The organism is Alicyclobacillus dauci (genome assembly GCF_026651605.1).
In the GTDB taxonomy this organism is placed as follows: domain Bacteria; phylum Bacillota; class Bacilli; order Alicyclobacillales; family Alicyclobacillaceae; genus Alicyclobacillus; species Alicyclobacillus dauci.
Genome location: NZ_CP104064.1, coordinates 2,694,448 through 2,709,581, shown reverse-complemented (window position 1 = coordinate 2,709,581; position 15,134 = coordinate 2,694,448). Strand labels below are relative to the sequence as shown.

The window sequence follows — 15,134 nt, the reverse complement described above, 5'->3', positions numbered from 1 at the left end:
ATTTGAAAACGTAACGCAACTTGAAAAAGTGCGGAAAGGGGGAGGTTCCCTTCCATGAACGTCGACTTTTTAGAAGCGCTTGAACAGTTGGCGCGTGAAAAAGGAATTGATAAGGAAGTATTGCTCGAGGCAATCGAAGCCGCTCTCATTTCTGGTTATAAACGGAACTTCAACTCGGCTGCCAACGTACGCGTGGACATTCACCGTGATAACGGCGAAGTTCGTGTGTTCGCCCGGAAAACGGTTGTTGAAGAACCGGAAGATACGAGGCTTGAGATCTCTCTCGACGCCGCACGTGACATGAGTCCGAGTTATCACGTGGGCGACGTGGTGGAAATTGAAGTAACACCGCGTGACTTCGGTCGGATTGCGGCACAAACTGCCAAACAAGTCGTGACGCAGCGCATTCGCGAGGCTGAGCGATCTGTCATTTATGGGAAATTCGTCGATCGTGAAGAAGAGGTTGTGTCGGGCATTGTACAGCGAATTGACCCGCGCGTAGCCTACATCGATCTCGGTGAAACTGAAGCGATTTTACCGCTCTCTGAACAGATGCCGACTGATCACCTGCACATGGGAGATCGTATCAAGGTGTTTATCGCTCGCGTAGAGCGGACGACGAAGGGACCGCAAATCGTCGTGTCTCGGAGCCATCCGGGTCTCTTGAAACGTTTGTTTGAACTGGAAGTTCCTGAGATTTACGAGGGTGTTGTCGAGATTAAGGCCGTTTCTAGGGAAGCGGGTTATCGGTCGAAGATCGCGGTTCATTCACGGAATCCTGAAGTTGACCCCATAGGTGCATGCGTGGGAACACGTGGAGCACGTGTTCAATCTGTCGTCAACGAGTTGAACGGTGAGAAAATCGATATCATCGAGTGGAGCGAAGATCCGGCACAATTCGTAGCGCATGCACTTTCACCGTCGAAAGTCGTGGAAGTTCAGATTGATGAAGAGGGAAAAATCGCACGTACTATCGTGCCTGACTATCAATTATCGCTTGCGATTGGCAAAGAAGGCCAAAACGCACGTTTGGCTGCACGGTTGACCGGTTGGAAAATTGATATTAAGAGCGAGTCGCAGGCGTCTGATTCCGGGTTGTTTAGTGAGTTGAATGACGCTGAAGAAGAAGGTTCCTTTGGGACCCTCTCGGAAGATTGGTTGAACGAGCCATAATCCTCAGGGCACACGGCGGATCATAAAGGAGGGAGAAGTCATGAACAAAGTGCGGAAAGTGCCGTTGCGTAAGTGCGTCGGTTGCCAGGAAATGCGTCCGAAGAGAGAGTTGATACGCGTGGTACACACCCCTGAGGGTGAAGTGCTTATCGATTCAACTGGAAAACGAAATGGTCGTGGCGCGTATTTGTGTCCGGACGAGAACTGCCTACACATGGCGATGAAACGCAAGTCACTGGAACGTGCGTTGAAAATGAGTATCCCGGAAGCCGTGTATCATGCACTGGAACAACAGTTAAACGAGGCGGTGAGACCGTCGTGAGTGTGAGTGGGATAGACCGCGTTTACGGCTTAATTGGTCTCGCCAAGCGTGCAGGGCAACTTGTTGACGGACAGGAGCGGATCTTACAGGCTGTTACAGCAAGGAAGGCCAAACTCGTCATCGTGACCGAGGACGCTGGCGCGAACGGTCGCAAGAAATTGCAAGATAAGGCAAATTCGTACGACGTTCCGGTCGTGACTTTTGCGGACAAAGGTTCGCTTGGTCGGGCTATTGGACGGGATGAGGCAGCGGCCATCGCGGTAATGGACCCGGGATTCGCTGACAAATTACTGGAACGGTTCGGGGAACTACACGGGGGTGGAGCGTTTGACGAAAGTCCGAGTCTATGAATATGCCAAGAAGCTGAACATGTCGAGCAAGGAAATCCTGACGATATTAGGCCGATTGGATATTCCTGTGGCCAATCACATGAGTGTGATGGATGAAGCCACGATTGGGAAAGTAGAAAACTTTTTTTCAGATGTAAAGAAACGCGCGGCTGAGCGGCATGCGCATGAGGTGGAGAAGGAAATGCGCGAACGACAACAGCGGCGTCAAGAAGAACATCGATCGGAGACAGAACGCAAAGCAGAATCCGGTGCTGGAACAACTGTTCAAGGGAATGGGGATCGTTCGCGAGAACGCCCGGTGTCCCAGCAAACGGGTCAAACGGCGAGATCGACGAGTCGAGATGGTGAACGCCCAGGATATGGGCGTCGAGATAGCCGCGAAGGAAGCGAAGGTCGCGACAACGGTCAAGTTCGGACGCGAACCAATGACGGTTCTACAGGTGCGTCACGACCTCAGGGTGAAGGTCGCCGGTACGACGACCCCCGGGGGGATGCCGGACGAGCTGGCCAGGGTGGAGACCGGGCGCGCGTCGGAGACGGCCAAAGTCGCCCACGTCAACATAGCGGTGATGGCAACTTCTCGTCTCGTGGACCCCGCACGGGTAGTGGCAGTGGCTCGCGTGACAACCGCAGCGGTGGATACACGGGCGGGAATAGCGGCGGCTCGCGCTACAGCAATAGCGGAACTGGCGGGTACGCCGGTGGAACAGGTGGCGGACGTCCAGGTGGACGTGACAACCGCGGCGGCGGTGGTTTCGGCTCCGGTGGCAGCGGTGGACGCGATAACCGTGCTGGTGGTGGTGGTCGTTTCGGCGGCGGAACAGGCGGTGGCCGTCCGGGTGGCGCTGGCCGTCCTGGTGCTGGCGGCGGTGGCCGTCCAGGTGGTGGAAGTCGCTTCGGTGGCGGAGCCGGTGGTGGCCGTCCTGCGGGTGGTGCACAGATGTCCGGTGCAAGCAAACCGACCGCACCAGGAAGTCTGCGCAAAGATAAGGAAAAGGAAAAGGGACGCGATAGGGAAGGCTTCGCACGTCGCGAAGAGTTTAACGAGACCAAGTTACAACGCTCGAAGCGTCGCGGAGGCCGTAATCAGGCACCAGTTCTGCCAACGGAAGTTACGGTTGAGGGTCCGATGTCGGTGGGCGACTTCGCAAAACTTCTTAAACGTGAACCGGCTGAGTTGATTAAGAAGCTGTTGCTGCTTGGCACAATGGCGACCATCAATCAGGATATCGACACGGATACAATGGAACTCATCGCAGAAGATTTTGGCGTCAAGGTCAATGTCGTAGAGCCGGTTGACGAGGACGCGCTCGACATGTTGGTCGAAGAAGATACTCCGGAATCGCTTCGTCCGCGTCCGCCAGTGGTGACCATTATGGGACACGTCGATCACGGTAAAACCACGCTTCTCGACGCCATTCGCGAAAGCAAGGTTACAGCGACGGAATCTGGCGGTATTACGCAACATATTGGTGCGTATCAAGCGACGGTCAATGATCGACTCATTACGTTCTTGGATACACCGGGTCACGAAGCGTTCACAACGATGCGCGCACGTGGTGCCCAAATTACTGATGTAACCATCTTGGTCGTGGCAGCAGACGATGGCGTCATGCCTCAGACGATTGAGGCTATCAACCACGCAAAGGCCGCAAACGTGCCCATTATCGTCGCTGTCAATAAGATGGATAAGCCAGATGCCAATCCGGATCGGGTGAAGCAAGAACTGACCCAATATGGTCTGGTCTCGGAAGAGTGGGGCGGCGAAACCATTTTTGCTCCAATTTCCGCGTTGAAGCATGAGGGACTCGACGAACTGCTGGAGATGGTTCTTCTTGTAGCGGACGTTCAGGAACTCAAGGCAAATCCAGATGCTCGGCCTCGCGGTACGGTAATCGAGGCGAAGTTGGATAAGGGACGCGGTTCTGTTGCAACGGTTCTCGTCCAGAATGGAACACTAAAAGTCGGCGATATCGTTGTCGCCGGAACGACTTACGGTCGCGTTCGTGCCATGGTAAACGATGTTGGGCGTCGTCTGAAGCAGGCGGGACCTTCAGCACCAGTGGAAATCCAAGGCCTGAACGGTGTGCCGAGCGCTGGTGACCAATTTGTCGTGTATGATGACGAGCGCAGTGCGCGTCATCTGGTCGATAAGCGAACAAACCGTGAAAAGCAAGAACAATTGCAGACGACTTCGAAAGTGACATTGGATGATTTGTACCGTCAAATTCAAGAGGGCAACGTTGCGGAATTGAACGTGATCGTGAAGGCGGATGTACAGGGCTCGGTGGAAGCATTGGTGCAGTCCATTGAGAAAATCGATGTCTCTGGCGTTCGTGTCAATGTCATCCACAAGGGTGCCGGCGCCATCACGGAATCGGATGTTTCCCTGGCAACCGCGTCGAATGCCATCATCATCGGTTTCCATGTTCGCCCAGATGTCAATGCAAAACGTATGGCGGAAGCCGAAAAAGTCGATATTCGCCTGTACCGTGTGATTTACAACGTCATGTCGGAACTCGAGTCGGCCATGAAGGGGATGCTGGCACCTGAGTTCAAGGAAGTGGTTTTGGGTCACGCCGAAGTTCGTGAAACATTTACCATCTCGAGAATCGGAACCGTTGCTGGCTGTTACATCACGGATGGTAAAATGTCCCGAGATGCGGAAGCTCGTCTCATTCGCGATGGAATCGTCGTTTACGAGGGAAAACTGGACTCGTTGAAACGATTCAAAGACGACGCGCGTGAAGTTCAGACTGGTTACGAATGTGGTATTACGCTTGATAAGTTTAACGACATCAAGATTGGTGATGTTGTTGAAGCGTTTGTCATGGAAGCCGTCAAACCAGCCTAACCACGTCGTTAGACGGAGGGTGAAAAGTGTCTCGAATTCGCGTTCAAAAAGTTTCTGAGCAAATGAAAAAGGAAATTTCCGACATTCTCCGAACGAGTTTGAAGGATCCGCGAGTTGGCTTCGCGACCATCACTCGAGTCGAAGTGTCGGGGGATTTGCAACACGCAAAGGTATACGTCAGTGTCTTTGGCAGTCACGACGAGAAGGAGCCGAGTGTAGCGGCCCTTTCCAAGGCGAGCGGGTTTATTCGCGGCGAAGTGGCACGTCGGCTCCATATGCGCGTGGCGCCGGAACTGATGTTTCGTCTGGATGATTCGGGAGAGTACAGCGCGCACATTGAGCGCGTTCTGAGAACCATTCACCGAGAAGAAGAATCAAAGGTGGATGGCGATTAACGGGAGGCAGAAGGATGGCAGAGTGGCAACCGGCTCCGCGGGATTTCGAAGCGGTTAAGCGCGTCTCGGACGCAATTTTAGCTTCGCCCTCGTGGCTTATCGTCACGCATGAACGGCCCGATGGGGATGCACTAGGCAGCGCCCTGGCAATTGCGCATATTTTGGATGCACTGGGGAAGGAGTGGACGCTCCTGGTTGGCGAAGTGCTGCCGGAACGTTTTCGGTTTCTCCCCATGTATGACCGTATTCGCTTCATTACAGATGGCGATCTAGGCGTCTTTTCTCGAGTCCTCGCAGTTGATTGTGCTGACAATGGCCGGTTTGCCCCTGTTGCTTCCGCATTGTGTGAACGTGCGCAAGTGGTAAACATTGACCATCACCAAACGAACCCGCTCTACGGTGAAGCTGCTTGCGTCGATCCCGATGCAGCAGCCACCTGTGAGCTGATCTACCACATTGCAAAGTACCTTCAGGTCCCTATCGCTGAGGATTTGGCTAAATGTTTGTATACAGGAATACTCACGGATACGGGTGGGTTCAGCTATCCGAATACCACTCGAACCGTACACCAGATTGCTGCTGAATTGCTGGAATGTGGCGTCCAACCGTACGACATTGCAGAACCAGCTTTAGAGGCGCGTACCAGATCCCAAATGACATTGCTTCAGTTAGCATTGCGAGACATGTTTATTTCTAACGACGGTCGATATGCGTTTATTTCGGTTGACCGTTCCATGTTGACGTTGGCTGGCGCGTCGGAAGACGATGTGGAGGGGCTTGTGGCTTTTGCAAGGTCTGTGGAGACGGTGGAAGTCGGTGTATTGTTGCGAGAGCGACCGGGCGGCTCCGTGAAAGCTAGTTTGCGTTCTAAGCGGCACGTCGATGTGGCCCGAATTGCTCAGCACTTTGGCGGCGGAGGGCATGCGCGTGCAGCGGGATGTGTCTTGAATGGACCACTTTCCGTGGCTCGGTCGCAAATTGAACCTATCGTAGCGTCGGTGTTGGAGGCGGTGCAATTTTGAAGCACGGTGGCGTGTTACTGATCGACAAGCCAACTGGTCCAACGTCGCATGATGTTGTTCAGAAGATTAGACGTAAATTACATATACGCCGGGTTGGTCATGCCGGCACATTAGACCCGCTTGCGAGCGGGCTCTTAGTTGTGTGCGTGAGTGATGCGACACGCGTTTTAGAGTATCTTACCGCGTGGGAAAAAGGCTATACCGGCGAAGTTGTTTTTGGTATTGGAACGGATACGGACGATGCTGATGGGAAAGTCGTCACGACGGCGTCCATCGGTGATTTAAATGACAGTCAGGTAGCCGATGCGGCTCGCAAGCTGACGGGAACCATTCAGCAGACTGTACCAGCCTACTCTGCAGTTCATGTGAATGGAAAACGAGCGTATGAGTTAGCACGTGCCGGGGAAGAAGTTGACATGCCCAGCCGCGAAGTACATATATCATCCTTTCGGGTGGGTGCCTTGGAAATAGATGGGGACGTGGCGAAAGCTCGGTTTGAGGTAGTTTGCTCAAAAGGGACTTACATCCGAGCATTGTGCCGCGATCTCGGGGAGCTACTGAACCTACCAGCCCATATGGCGTCGCTTCGTCGAACATCGGTGGGCGTAGCAAAATTGGCTGACGCCGTGACGCTTGATGCGTTTCTCGAAAGTGATGACCCTCTGCAATTTCTATCGTCTCCACTAGCGTATCTGAGCGCGGATCGACAAGTGACCGTATCTCGGCAAGTCATAGAGCGGCTGGCCAACGGTCAGCAAGTTTCCTTTTCGGAGGTTCCTATGGAGCCGGCGGAACTCAATGATGATGACATTGTCTTCATTTCATTTGAAGGCGATTTGGCGGCTGTTGCGTCTGTGACAGGTTGTTCAGATGGGGGACAGTTAAAGCCTAAGAAAGTGTTTTGGAAGAGGGGATAGGACGTGCAGTTGTACGAAGTGAACGGACTGCCGTGCGAAAGCAGCGTCCCACAGGTGCTCGCTATCGGAAAATTTGACGGTGTCCACATCGGCCACCAGGCCATTCTGGACCGCGCACGTCAGCTATTGGAGCCAGGGACAAGGCTGGCGGTGATGTGCTTTGAACCACATCCGACCTATGTGTTGAGCGGCAAGGCTGAGTATCTTCGTCTTTTGACACCACGTGGTGAGAAAATGCGCGTCTTGGCCGATCACGGTGTCGACGCCCTATACGTCGTTCAATTTAATGACGCGTACGCGGCGACCGATCCCGAAGTGTTTGTGAAGGAACACCTAGGTTGTCTTCACTTGAAACACATTGTCGTCGGACCAGATTTTCGCTTTGGACGCGGAGGCAAGGGGACTGTACAACTGCTCACCGAATGGGCGACAAACATGGGCGTCTCTGTGCATGTTGTTGCACCAGTTGAAGAGAATCGGGCGAAAGTGAGTAGTTCGCAAATTCGAGCACACCTGGAACAAGGGCGGGTGGAAGCAGTAGAGATGCTGCTGGGGCGCCCATATAGTGTAACTGGGCCAGTGATTCATGGAGACGAGCGGGGGAGGACGATTGGTTTTCCCACAGCCAACCTTGGTGACCTAGACGAATATGTTATGCCCAAGTCTGGGGTATACGCGGTTGCCGTGGCGATTCCAGCTGAAAACGGTGGGTCCGAGCATTGGTTTGGCGTTCTCAACGCAGGGTATCGACCCACAGTGAATGGGCAAGATTTCCGCCTGGAAGTTCACCTGCTTGGGTTTAATGGCGATCTCTATGGGAAACAATGTCGAGTATCGTTTCTTCATCGCATCCGCGATGAACGGAAGTTCTCAGGATTGGATGAATTAAAAGACCAGATTGCAAGTGATTGCACGACGGCGCGGGAACTGCTGGGATTGCCCTGATACGAGGTTAGTGAATTAAGGACTATCGTTGAAAGACCGTTCTATGGTATGCTATCATTTGTGTGTATATGCACCGATGAACTGCCTCGCGGATGTGGACGTGACCTCCCGACCACTTCTTCGTTGCAGGGATGATAAGAAATTAGGAGGACATCTTTTATGTTGTCGAACGAATCAAAGCGTGGAATTGTTGAAAAGTATCAAGTCCATGAGACGGATACGGGGTCTCCGGAAGTTCAGATCGCTATTTTGACTGAGCGTATCACATATCTGACAGAACACTTCCGTACGCACAAGAAGGATCATCACTCCCGTCGCGGGTTGTACAAGATGATTGGCCGCCGTAGAAACTTGTTGAACTATCTTCGCAAGAAGGATGTCAACCGTTACCGTGAATTGATTCAGTCCTTGGGACTACGCAGATAAGTAAGAGCTAAGCGGGCTTCGGCCCGCTTCTTTTACATAGCACTGCGTTTCATCCATACATACAGGGTAAGGTAAGGTCGAGATTTGTTGAGGAGGCTTGAAGGAGCACATGATAGTACGGCATGAGTTTGAAATTGGGGGACGTCCTTTTGTCCTTGAGACTGGTAAGTTGGCCAAACAAGCAACTGCAGCTGTAAATGTGACGTACGGAGAGACCGTCGTATTGGCAACGGTCACCGCGTCCAAAGAACCGAAGGATCTGGATTTTTTTCCGCTCACGGTCAACTATGAAGAGCGGCTGTACGCCGTGGGGAAAATTCCCGGAGGCTTTATAAAGCGCGAAGGGCGCCCGAGTGAAAAAGCCATTTTAGCATCACGTCTCATTGACCGCCCCATCCGGCCGCTATTTCCGGAAGGTTTTCGAAACGACGTTCAAGTCGTTGACATCGTGATGTCCGTGGATCAAGATTGTGCACCGGAAATTGCGGCCATGATCGGTACGTCGGCATCATTGACCATTTCCGATATTCCGTTTGATGGCCCAATCGGTGGTGTCATTGTCGGCCTCATCGATGGTGAATTTGTTGTCAATCCGACTGTGGAACAAGCCCGTAAGAGTGATTTGCACTTAGTTTTGGCTGGAACGAAAGACGCAATCGTGATGGTAGAAGCGGGTGCAAATGAAGTACCAGAGGACAAAGTGCTTGAAGCAGTTTTGTATGGACACAGCATCATCCAGCAGATCTGTTCTGAAATTGAAAAATTTGCTGAAAAAGTTGGCGTCCAAAAGCGTGAGGTTGTCCTTCACCAAGTTGACGAGGCACTAAACGCTGCAGTTCGAGCATACGCAACGGATCGTACGAATGTGGCCGTTCGACAACCGGACAAGCAAGCTCGTGAAGTCGCACTGTCTGAACTAAATGAAGAGGTTCAGGCCCACTTTGCAGAGGAATTCCCTGAACACGAGGCAGAGATTGCAGAGATTCTTCACGACATCCTCAAAGAGGAAGTCCGTAAAGCCATCCTGAATCAAGGAATTCGTCCAGACGGTCGTCAGTTGGATGAAATTCGCCCAATTTCCTGCGAGGTCGGTGTGTTACCGCGAACTCACGGGTCCGGTTTGTTTACTCGTGGTCAGACACAAGCGTTGTCCGTATGTACGCTGGGGGCTATGGGCGACGAACAGATGCTCGATGGACTCGAGGTCGAGGCGTCAAATCGATACATGCACCACTATAACTTCCCGCCGTTCAGCGTCGGTGAAGCGCGTCCGTTGCGTGCACCGAGCCGTCGCGATATTGGTCACGGGGCACTCGGTGAACGCGCACTGGACCCGGTCATCCCATCACCTGAAGATTTCCCGTACGCGATTCGGGTTGTATCGGAAATCCTCGAGTCAAACGGGTCCACATCTCAAGCGAGCATCTGCGGCAGCACGATGGCGCTTATGGATGCTGGCGTGCCGATCAAGGCCCCGGTGGCGGGTATTGCCATGGGATTGGTTAAGGAAGCGGATGAGGTTGCCATTCTCAGTGATATCCAGGGGATGGAAGATCATCTCGGCGATATGGATTTTAAGGTGGCTGGAACGGCGAACGGCGTCACAGCTTTGCAGATGGATATTAAAATTAAGGGCATTGACAAGAACATTTTGGAGCGCGCACTGCAGCAGGCGCACGCTGGTCGCATGTTCATCCTCGGCAAGATGCTCGAGGCGATTTCAGCACCGCGCACGGAAATGTCCAAGTACGCACCCCGTGTCATTTCCGTTCAGATCAATCCGGACAAGATTCGCGATGTCATTGGGCCTGGCGGTCGGGTGATCAATAAGATCATCGAGGAAACCGGTGTGAAGATCGACATTGAACAGGATGGACGGGTGTTCATTCACAGTTCGGACGGCGGACAAGCTGATAAAGCGAAAGAAATGATCGAGAACATCGTTCGTGAAGTAGAAGTCGGCCACATTTATGTGGGTCGCGTCACTCGCGTTGAGAAGTACGGCGCATTTGTCGAAATCCTCCCCGGTAAGGAAGGCTTGGTACACATCTCGCAGTTGGACGTGAACCGAGTGGCGAAAGTAGAGGATATCTGCAAGGTCGGTGACGAAATTTCCGTGAAAGTGACGGAAATCGATAATCAAGGCCGCGTGAACCTGTCTCGTAAAGAGGTTATCAAGGAGCAGATGGACTCGAATTCAACTCCACCAGCGGGTGTGCAGTGAGCAAATGTAACCCAGCCCCAGACGATGGGGCTTTTTTTATTTTCCGGGTTTGGGCAACCTAAACCGAGTTTCCATTTACTCGGAGGGATAGCCGTGCACAAAGCAAGTATCATCACTTTATCAATAACGTTGCTCGGATTCATTGGACCTGCGTTTCCGGCGACCGTGTTCGCACAGGAAACGGTACCGAATAACGTGTCTACGGTCAGTGTCGAACAACGTCTACAGCAATTTTCAAAGCAACTGAGTAAGGAACCGGTTGATGCTCGTGTCGATCGGGTATGGCATTTGATTCCCGGTCTCGCCGGTTGGGCATTGATTGAAGATGAGAGCATGCGAGCAACAAAAGAAGCCCACGATGGCAAAATACATTTGGTATGGAGGCAGGTTCCACCAAAGATCAGCGCTGCGTCGCTAGGAGCGGAACCGATTTACCGAGCACCAGACGCAGAAAAATCGATCTCTCTCATGGTCAACGTGTCATGGGGAGAGGAATACGTTCCTGCTATGCTCAAAATTCTAAGGAGTTCTCATGTCCATGCAACATTCTTCCTAGACGGCAAGTGGGTAAAAGAGCATCCTGATTTGGTGAAGGCAATGGTACAGGACGGGCATGCAATCGGGTCACACGGATCGGGTCATCCGGATTTTCGCAAGTTGACAAATGCGGGTTTGGAAAGGCAGTTAGATGGAACGAATGCGATCATAGAAAACATAACACACCGGAAAGTAACTGCTATTGCACCACCATCGGGTTCATATGATAACCGACTTGTGAAAATGACAAAAGCGCGCAAGACGTACACCATCATGTGGACAGCGGATACGGTAGATTGGCGGCGGCCACCAGCGGAAGTCATTGTGGCGCGTGCAAAACGAGGTTTGACGCCCGGGTGTCTTCTCCTCATGCATCCAACCAAATCGACCGTTGAAGCGTTGCCTCAAATCATTAAACTGATTGAAGCGAATGGCTATCACGCGAAGACAATCGATGATGTGATCGCTGAGAGACCCAGTGTGCAACCTCCGAGTGTCTTGAGTGGTGTCCAGTAAGTTTGTTATATTGAGTCTATTGTCAAGAGTCAAGTGGTGGTTACGGTTGAGGAGGCAATTCGGTGACTTATCGTGTGAAACTTCGCAACGGCATTCGTGTCGTCGGAGAGGAAATCCCTACGCTGCGTTCGGTGAGCATAGGCGTTTGGGTAAAAACCGGATCGCGTTATGAAAATGAGCGCGACAACGGTGTAAGTCATTTTCTCGAGCACATGTTTTTTAAAGGTACGGATAGGTACTCCGCCAAGGAACTCGCACAAGTGTTCGACGAGTTGGGCGGACAGGTCAATGCATTTACATCAAAGGAGTACACATGTTTTTACTCACGCGTGTTGGATGAGCACTTTACCATAGCGTTGGACACGCTGGCAAACATGCTCCTCGCGTCGACTTTTGCTGAAGAAGAGATGGAAAAAGAGAAGCGTGTCGTCATTGAAGAAATTCACATGTATGAAGACACCCCTGATGAACTGGTCATGGATATACTGGCCGAAGGAATTTACCGGGGACATCCGTTGGGTTATACCATACTGGGGCGCGAGGACAATTTATTGTCATTCACGCAAAATGACCTTCGCCATTATATCGGCGATCAGTATCAACCGGAAAACATCGTCATTGCGATCGCGGGTCACATTGACCAGGCGACGGCGGTCAAGGAGGTCGAACGACTGTTCGGAGATATGGCCTCTGGCGATGCGTCACGTTCACGGACCCTCGAAATTCCGCCATTTCACCGGTCACTTAAAACCCGTGAAAAGGACATCGAACAGGTCCATCTCTGCCTCTCGACACAAGGCTTCGCCGCAGGCAGCGACAATCTGTATCCGCTCATCCTACTGAACAATATCCTTGGTGGAACGCAGTCCTCCAGGCTATTTCAAGAGATTCGTGAAGAGCACGGTATGGCTTACTCGGTGTTCTCCTTCCATACGTCCTATCAGGACACAGGTATGTTTGGAATTTACGCGGGTACGTCGCGAGAGCATGTCGAGCCGGTGATCGCCTCGATTGTTGACATCTGCCGTGATGTAGTAACCAGATCATTCACGGACACGGAATTGGAGAAAACCAAACAGCAAGTAAAGGGCGCGATGATGCTTGGATTGGAAAGTTCAGGGAGCAGAATGAGTCGAATTGCGAAGAATGAACTGCTGCTGGAACGAGACATTCCAGTTGAGGAGACCCTTGCGGGAATTGAAGCAGTGACCGTCGATCACGTTCAAGAGGTCGCCGCCCAGTTGTTTCAAGGTGGTTTTTCGTTGTCCGCCGTCGGTCCCATCTCCGGCATCAGCTTTGAGCAGTTTGTGGCAGGTGTTGAACAGTGAGTCACGAAGAGATTCAAGTATTCATTCAGTTGGTATCACCGCACTTGGGAGAGGCGTATATCCCAAAATACGCGTCGGAAGGTGCTGCTGGCATGGATTTACATGCGGCCTTGCCAACGCCGCTGACTGTAAATCCTGGCCAGCGTGTTCGCGTTCCAACGGGCATCGCCATTCAACTTCCAGAACGGGACATGGTTGCTTTGGTTTACGCAAGAAGTGGACTTGCGTGGAAATCGGGCTTGTCCCTGTCCAACGGGGTCGGTGTTGTGGATAGTGACTACACTGGAGAAATCCAAGTTTTGCTCACAAATTTCGGGGATTCAGAAGTGTTGATTCAGCCAGGGGACCGCATTGCACAGTTGGTTGTCGCATCATTTCATCCCGTTTCGTGGGTCCAGACGGAGACGCCGCTGGCGAAAACTCGGCGTGGACAAGCTGGATTCGGTTCAACTGGCGTTCGCATAGGGGACTAGATCGCGTTATATTTTTCATTGACAAATAAGGGGCACTGCAATGAACGCTAGAACATTGCAGTGCCCCTTATTAATTTGTTTTTTCACCCCTTTGGGCGGATGCTCATAAGCTACAGCACATGTACGGAGGGGTGAATAGTGGATGCTCACAGGAAAGCATCTTGTGTTCGTTGGCGGTGATGCCCGTCAATTGGAGGTCATCGCACAAGTCATTGAAAATGATGCGAGTGCCACGCTGATCGGCTTTTCTGAAATGCATCGGTCGTTCACAGATACAGTCCACGGTGAACTCTCAGAGTCAGTTTTGGGGCAGGCAGATGCACTCGTATTGCCGATAGCAGGGATGGAAAACGACGGTAGAGTGGATACGAAGTTCGCACCTGATCCGATTTACTTAACGGAGGACCATTTTGCTTCCATGCGACCCGGCGCCTTTGTCTTCACAGGAATTGCCCGGCCAGTGCTGAGTGAGTGGTGTGCGGCTCATTCCTTGCAACTCGTCAAGTTGATGGAGCTCGACGAAGTGGCCATTTTGAATTCCATTCCCACGGCTGAGGGCGCGATCGCGATCGCAATGGAGGAAACGGACATTACCTTACACGGTGCGAAAATAGTCGTGCTCGGATTTGGACGCTGCGGCCAGACATTGGCCCACAAACTCCGTGCAATGGGTTCCAGTGTCCGTGTTTGTGCCCGCTATGCCTCCGATTTGGCAAGGGTCAAGGAACTGTCTCTCGAGTCGGTACCGCTTAAACAGATCGAAGATGCTGTGCGGGATGCTGAGATTGTATTCAATACGATCCCAGCGTTGGTCCTCTCAGCGGCCGTTTTAAAAGAGATGTCACGTGATTGTGTGATCATTGATATCGCCTCAAAACCCGGTGGTACCGACTTTCGCTACGCCGAACGACGGGGCATGAAGGCACTGTTGGCGCCAAGCCTGCCGGGCCTCGTTGCACCGAAGACGGCTGGCAGGATCATAGCGGGGTCACTGTCGCGCATTCTCGCTGAAGAGTCAGACGGGACACAAGGGGAGGAAGACATATGGAGTTAAAAGGGAAAACAATTGGCTTTGGTGTGACGGGGAGTCACTGTACCTATGAAGAGATTTTCCCGGAGGTGAAACGACTTGTCGATCTCGGCGCGAACGTGATCCCCATTTTCTCCAGTAGTGTTCTCACGATAGATACCCGCTTTGGTGATGCTGGAGAGTGGGCAAAGAAAATCGTCAACGTCACGGGCAATCAAGCCATTACCACCATTCCTGAAGCCGAGCCACTCGGTCCGTCGAAAAAACTGGACGTGATGCTCATTGCGCCGTGCACAGCTAGTTCGATGAGCCGGTTCGCACAGGCTAACACGGACTCGCCCGTGTTGATGGCAGCTAAGTCTACGCTTCGGAATGACAGGCCAGTGGTGCTTGGAATTTCAACAAATGACGGCCTCGGTCTGTCTATGAATAATATCGCGCGCTTAATGAATACAAAAAACATTTATTTTGTTCCATTTGGTCAGGACGCTCCTCATGTTAAAATAAACTCACTCGTGTCGCTTATGCGACTCATTCCAGAAACGTTGTCGGCTGCCCTCGAAAAACGTCAATTGCAACCAGTGCTCATCGAACGCTGGAAAGAAGAGCGGCCGTCCTAAAG

Annotated in this window: 15 protein-coding genes; all 15 read left to right on the top strand. The window is 52.2% G+C overall.

The window, feature by feature from the left end; genetic code table 11:
• The first annotated feature begins 54 nt into the window (after positions 1–54).
• The 15 genes from nusA to NZD86_RS13710 all read left to right on the top strand — a co-directional run bounded on the left by nusA (position 55) and on the right by NZD86_RS13710 (position 15,132).
• Positions 55–1,173 carry a transcription termination factor NusA gene (gene nusA / locus NZD86_RS13780; protein WP_268042540.1) on the top strand — a complete coding sequence of 373 codons (1,119 nt, stop codon included), beginning with the start codon at positions 55–57 and terminating at the stop codon, positions 1,171–1,173.
• A gap of 40 nt (positions 1,174–1,213) precedes the next feature.
• Entirely contained in the window at positions 1,214–1,495 is a 282-nt protein-coding gene (gene rnpM, locus NZD86_RS13775; RefSeq protein ID WP_268042538.1) for an RNase P modulator RnpM, read from the top strand.
• Between the two features lie 2 nt (positions 1,496–1,497).
• Entirely contained in the window at positions 1,498–1,845 is a 348-nt protein-coding gene (locus NZD86_RS13770; RefSeq protein WP_268042536.1) for a L7Ae/L30e/S12e/Gadd45 family ribosomal protein, read from the top strand.
• Positions 1,846–1,864: 19 nt separating this feature from the next.
• A complete protein-coding gene (gene infB, locus NZD86_RS13765; protein WP_326492670.1) occupies positions 1,865–4,699 on the top strand; it encodes a translation initiation factor IF-2 in 2,835 nt (944 codons plus the stop codon).
• 26 nt (positions 4,700–4,725) lie between these two features.
• Complete coding sequence (gene rbfA, locus NZD86_RS13760; protein WP_268042531.1) at positions 4,726–5,094, top strand: 30S ribosome-binding factor RbfA; 369 nt, start codon at positions 4,726–4,728, stop codon at positions 5,092–5,094.
• Between the two features lie 14 nt (positions 5,095–5,108).
• Positions 5,109–6,116 (top strand): DHH family phosphoesterase, encoded by a 1,008-nt coding sequence (locus NZD86_RS13755; RefSeq protein WP_268042529.1) that lies wholly within the window; start codon positions 5,109–5,111, stop codon positions 6,114–6,116.
• A complete protein-coding gene (gene truB, locus NZD86_RS13750; RefSeq protein WP_268042527.1) occupies positions 6,113–7,033 on the top strand; it encodes a tRNA pseudouridine(55) synthase TruB in 921 nt (306 codons plus the stop codon). The genes NZD86_RS13755 and truB overlap by 4 nt, the downstream gene beginning before the upstream one ends.
• Positions 7,034–7,036: 3 nt before the next feature.
• Positions 7,037–7,978, top strand: a complete 942-nt coding sequence (locus tag NZD86_RS13745) for a bifunctional riboflavin kinase/FAD synthetase (RefSeq protein ID WP_268042525.1) — start codon at positions 7,037–7,039, stop codon at positions 7,976–7,978.
• 159 nt (positions 7,979–8,137) lie between these two features.
• Positions 8,138–8,404 carry a 30S ribosomal protein S15 gene (gene rpsO / locus NZD86_RS13740; RefSeq protein ID WP_268042523.1) on the top strand — a complete coding sequence of 89 codons (267 nt, stop codon included), beginning with the start codon at positions 8,138–8,140 and terminating at the stop codon, positions 8,402–8,404.
• A 109-nt stretch (positions 8,405–8,513) separates the two neighbouring features.
• Entirely contained in the window at positions 8,514–10,628 is a 2,115-nt protein-coding gene (gene pnp, locus NZD86_RS13735) for a polyribonucleotide nucleotidyltransferase (RefSeq protein WP_268042521.1), read from the top strand.
• A 93-nt stretch (positions 10,629–10,721) separates the two neighbouring features.
• Positions 10,722–11,681 carry a polysaccharide deacetylase family protein gene (locus NZD86_RS13730; protein WP_268042519.1) on the top strand — a complete coding sequence of 320 codons (960 nt, stop codon included), beginning with the start codon at positions 10,722–10,724 and terminating at the stop codon, positions 11,679–11,681.
• Between the two features lie 62 nt (positions 11,682–11,743).
• A complete protein-coding gene (locus tag NZD86_RS13725) occupies positions 11,744–13,009 on the top strand; it encodes a M16 family metallopeptidase (protein WP_268042517.1) in 1,266 nt (421 codons plus the stop codon).
• Positions 13,006–13,482, top strand: a complete 477-nt coding sequence (gene dut / locus NZD86_RS13720) for a dUTP diphosphatase (protein WP_268042515.1) — start codon at positions 13,006–13,008, stop codon at positions 13,480–13,482. The genes NZD86_RS13725 and dut overlap by 4 nt, the downstream gene beginning before the upstream one ends.
• A 142-nt stretch (positions 13,483–13,624) precedes the next feature.
• Complete coding sequence (gene dpsA, locus NZD86_RS13715; RefSeq protein ID WP_268042513.1) at positions 13,625–14,536, top strand: dipicolinate synthase subunit DpsA; 912 nt, start codon at positions 13,625–13,627, stop codon at positions 14,534–14,536.
• Entirely contained in the window at positions 14,527–15,132 is a 606-nt protein-coding gene (locus tag NZD86_RS13710) for a dipicolinate synthase subunit B (protein WP_268042511.1), read from the top strand. Before dpsA ends, NZD86_RS13710 begins: the two co-directional genes overlap by 10 nt.
• The last annotated feature ends 2 nt before the right edge of the window (positions 15,133–15,134 follow it).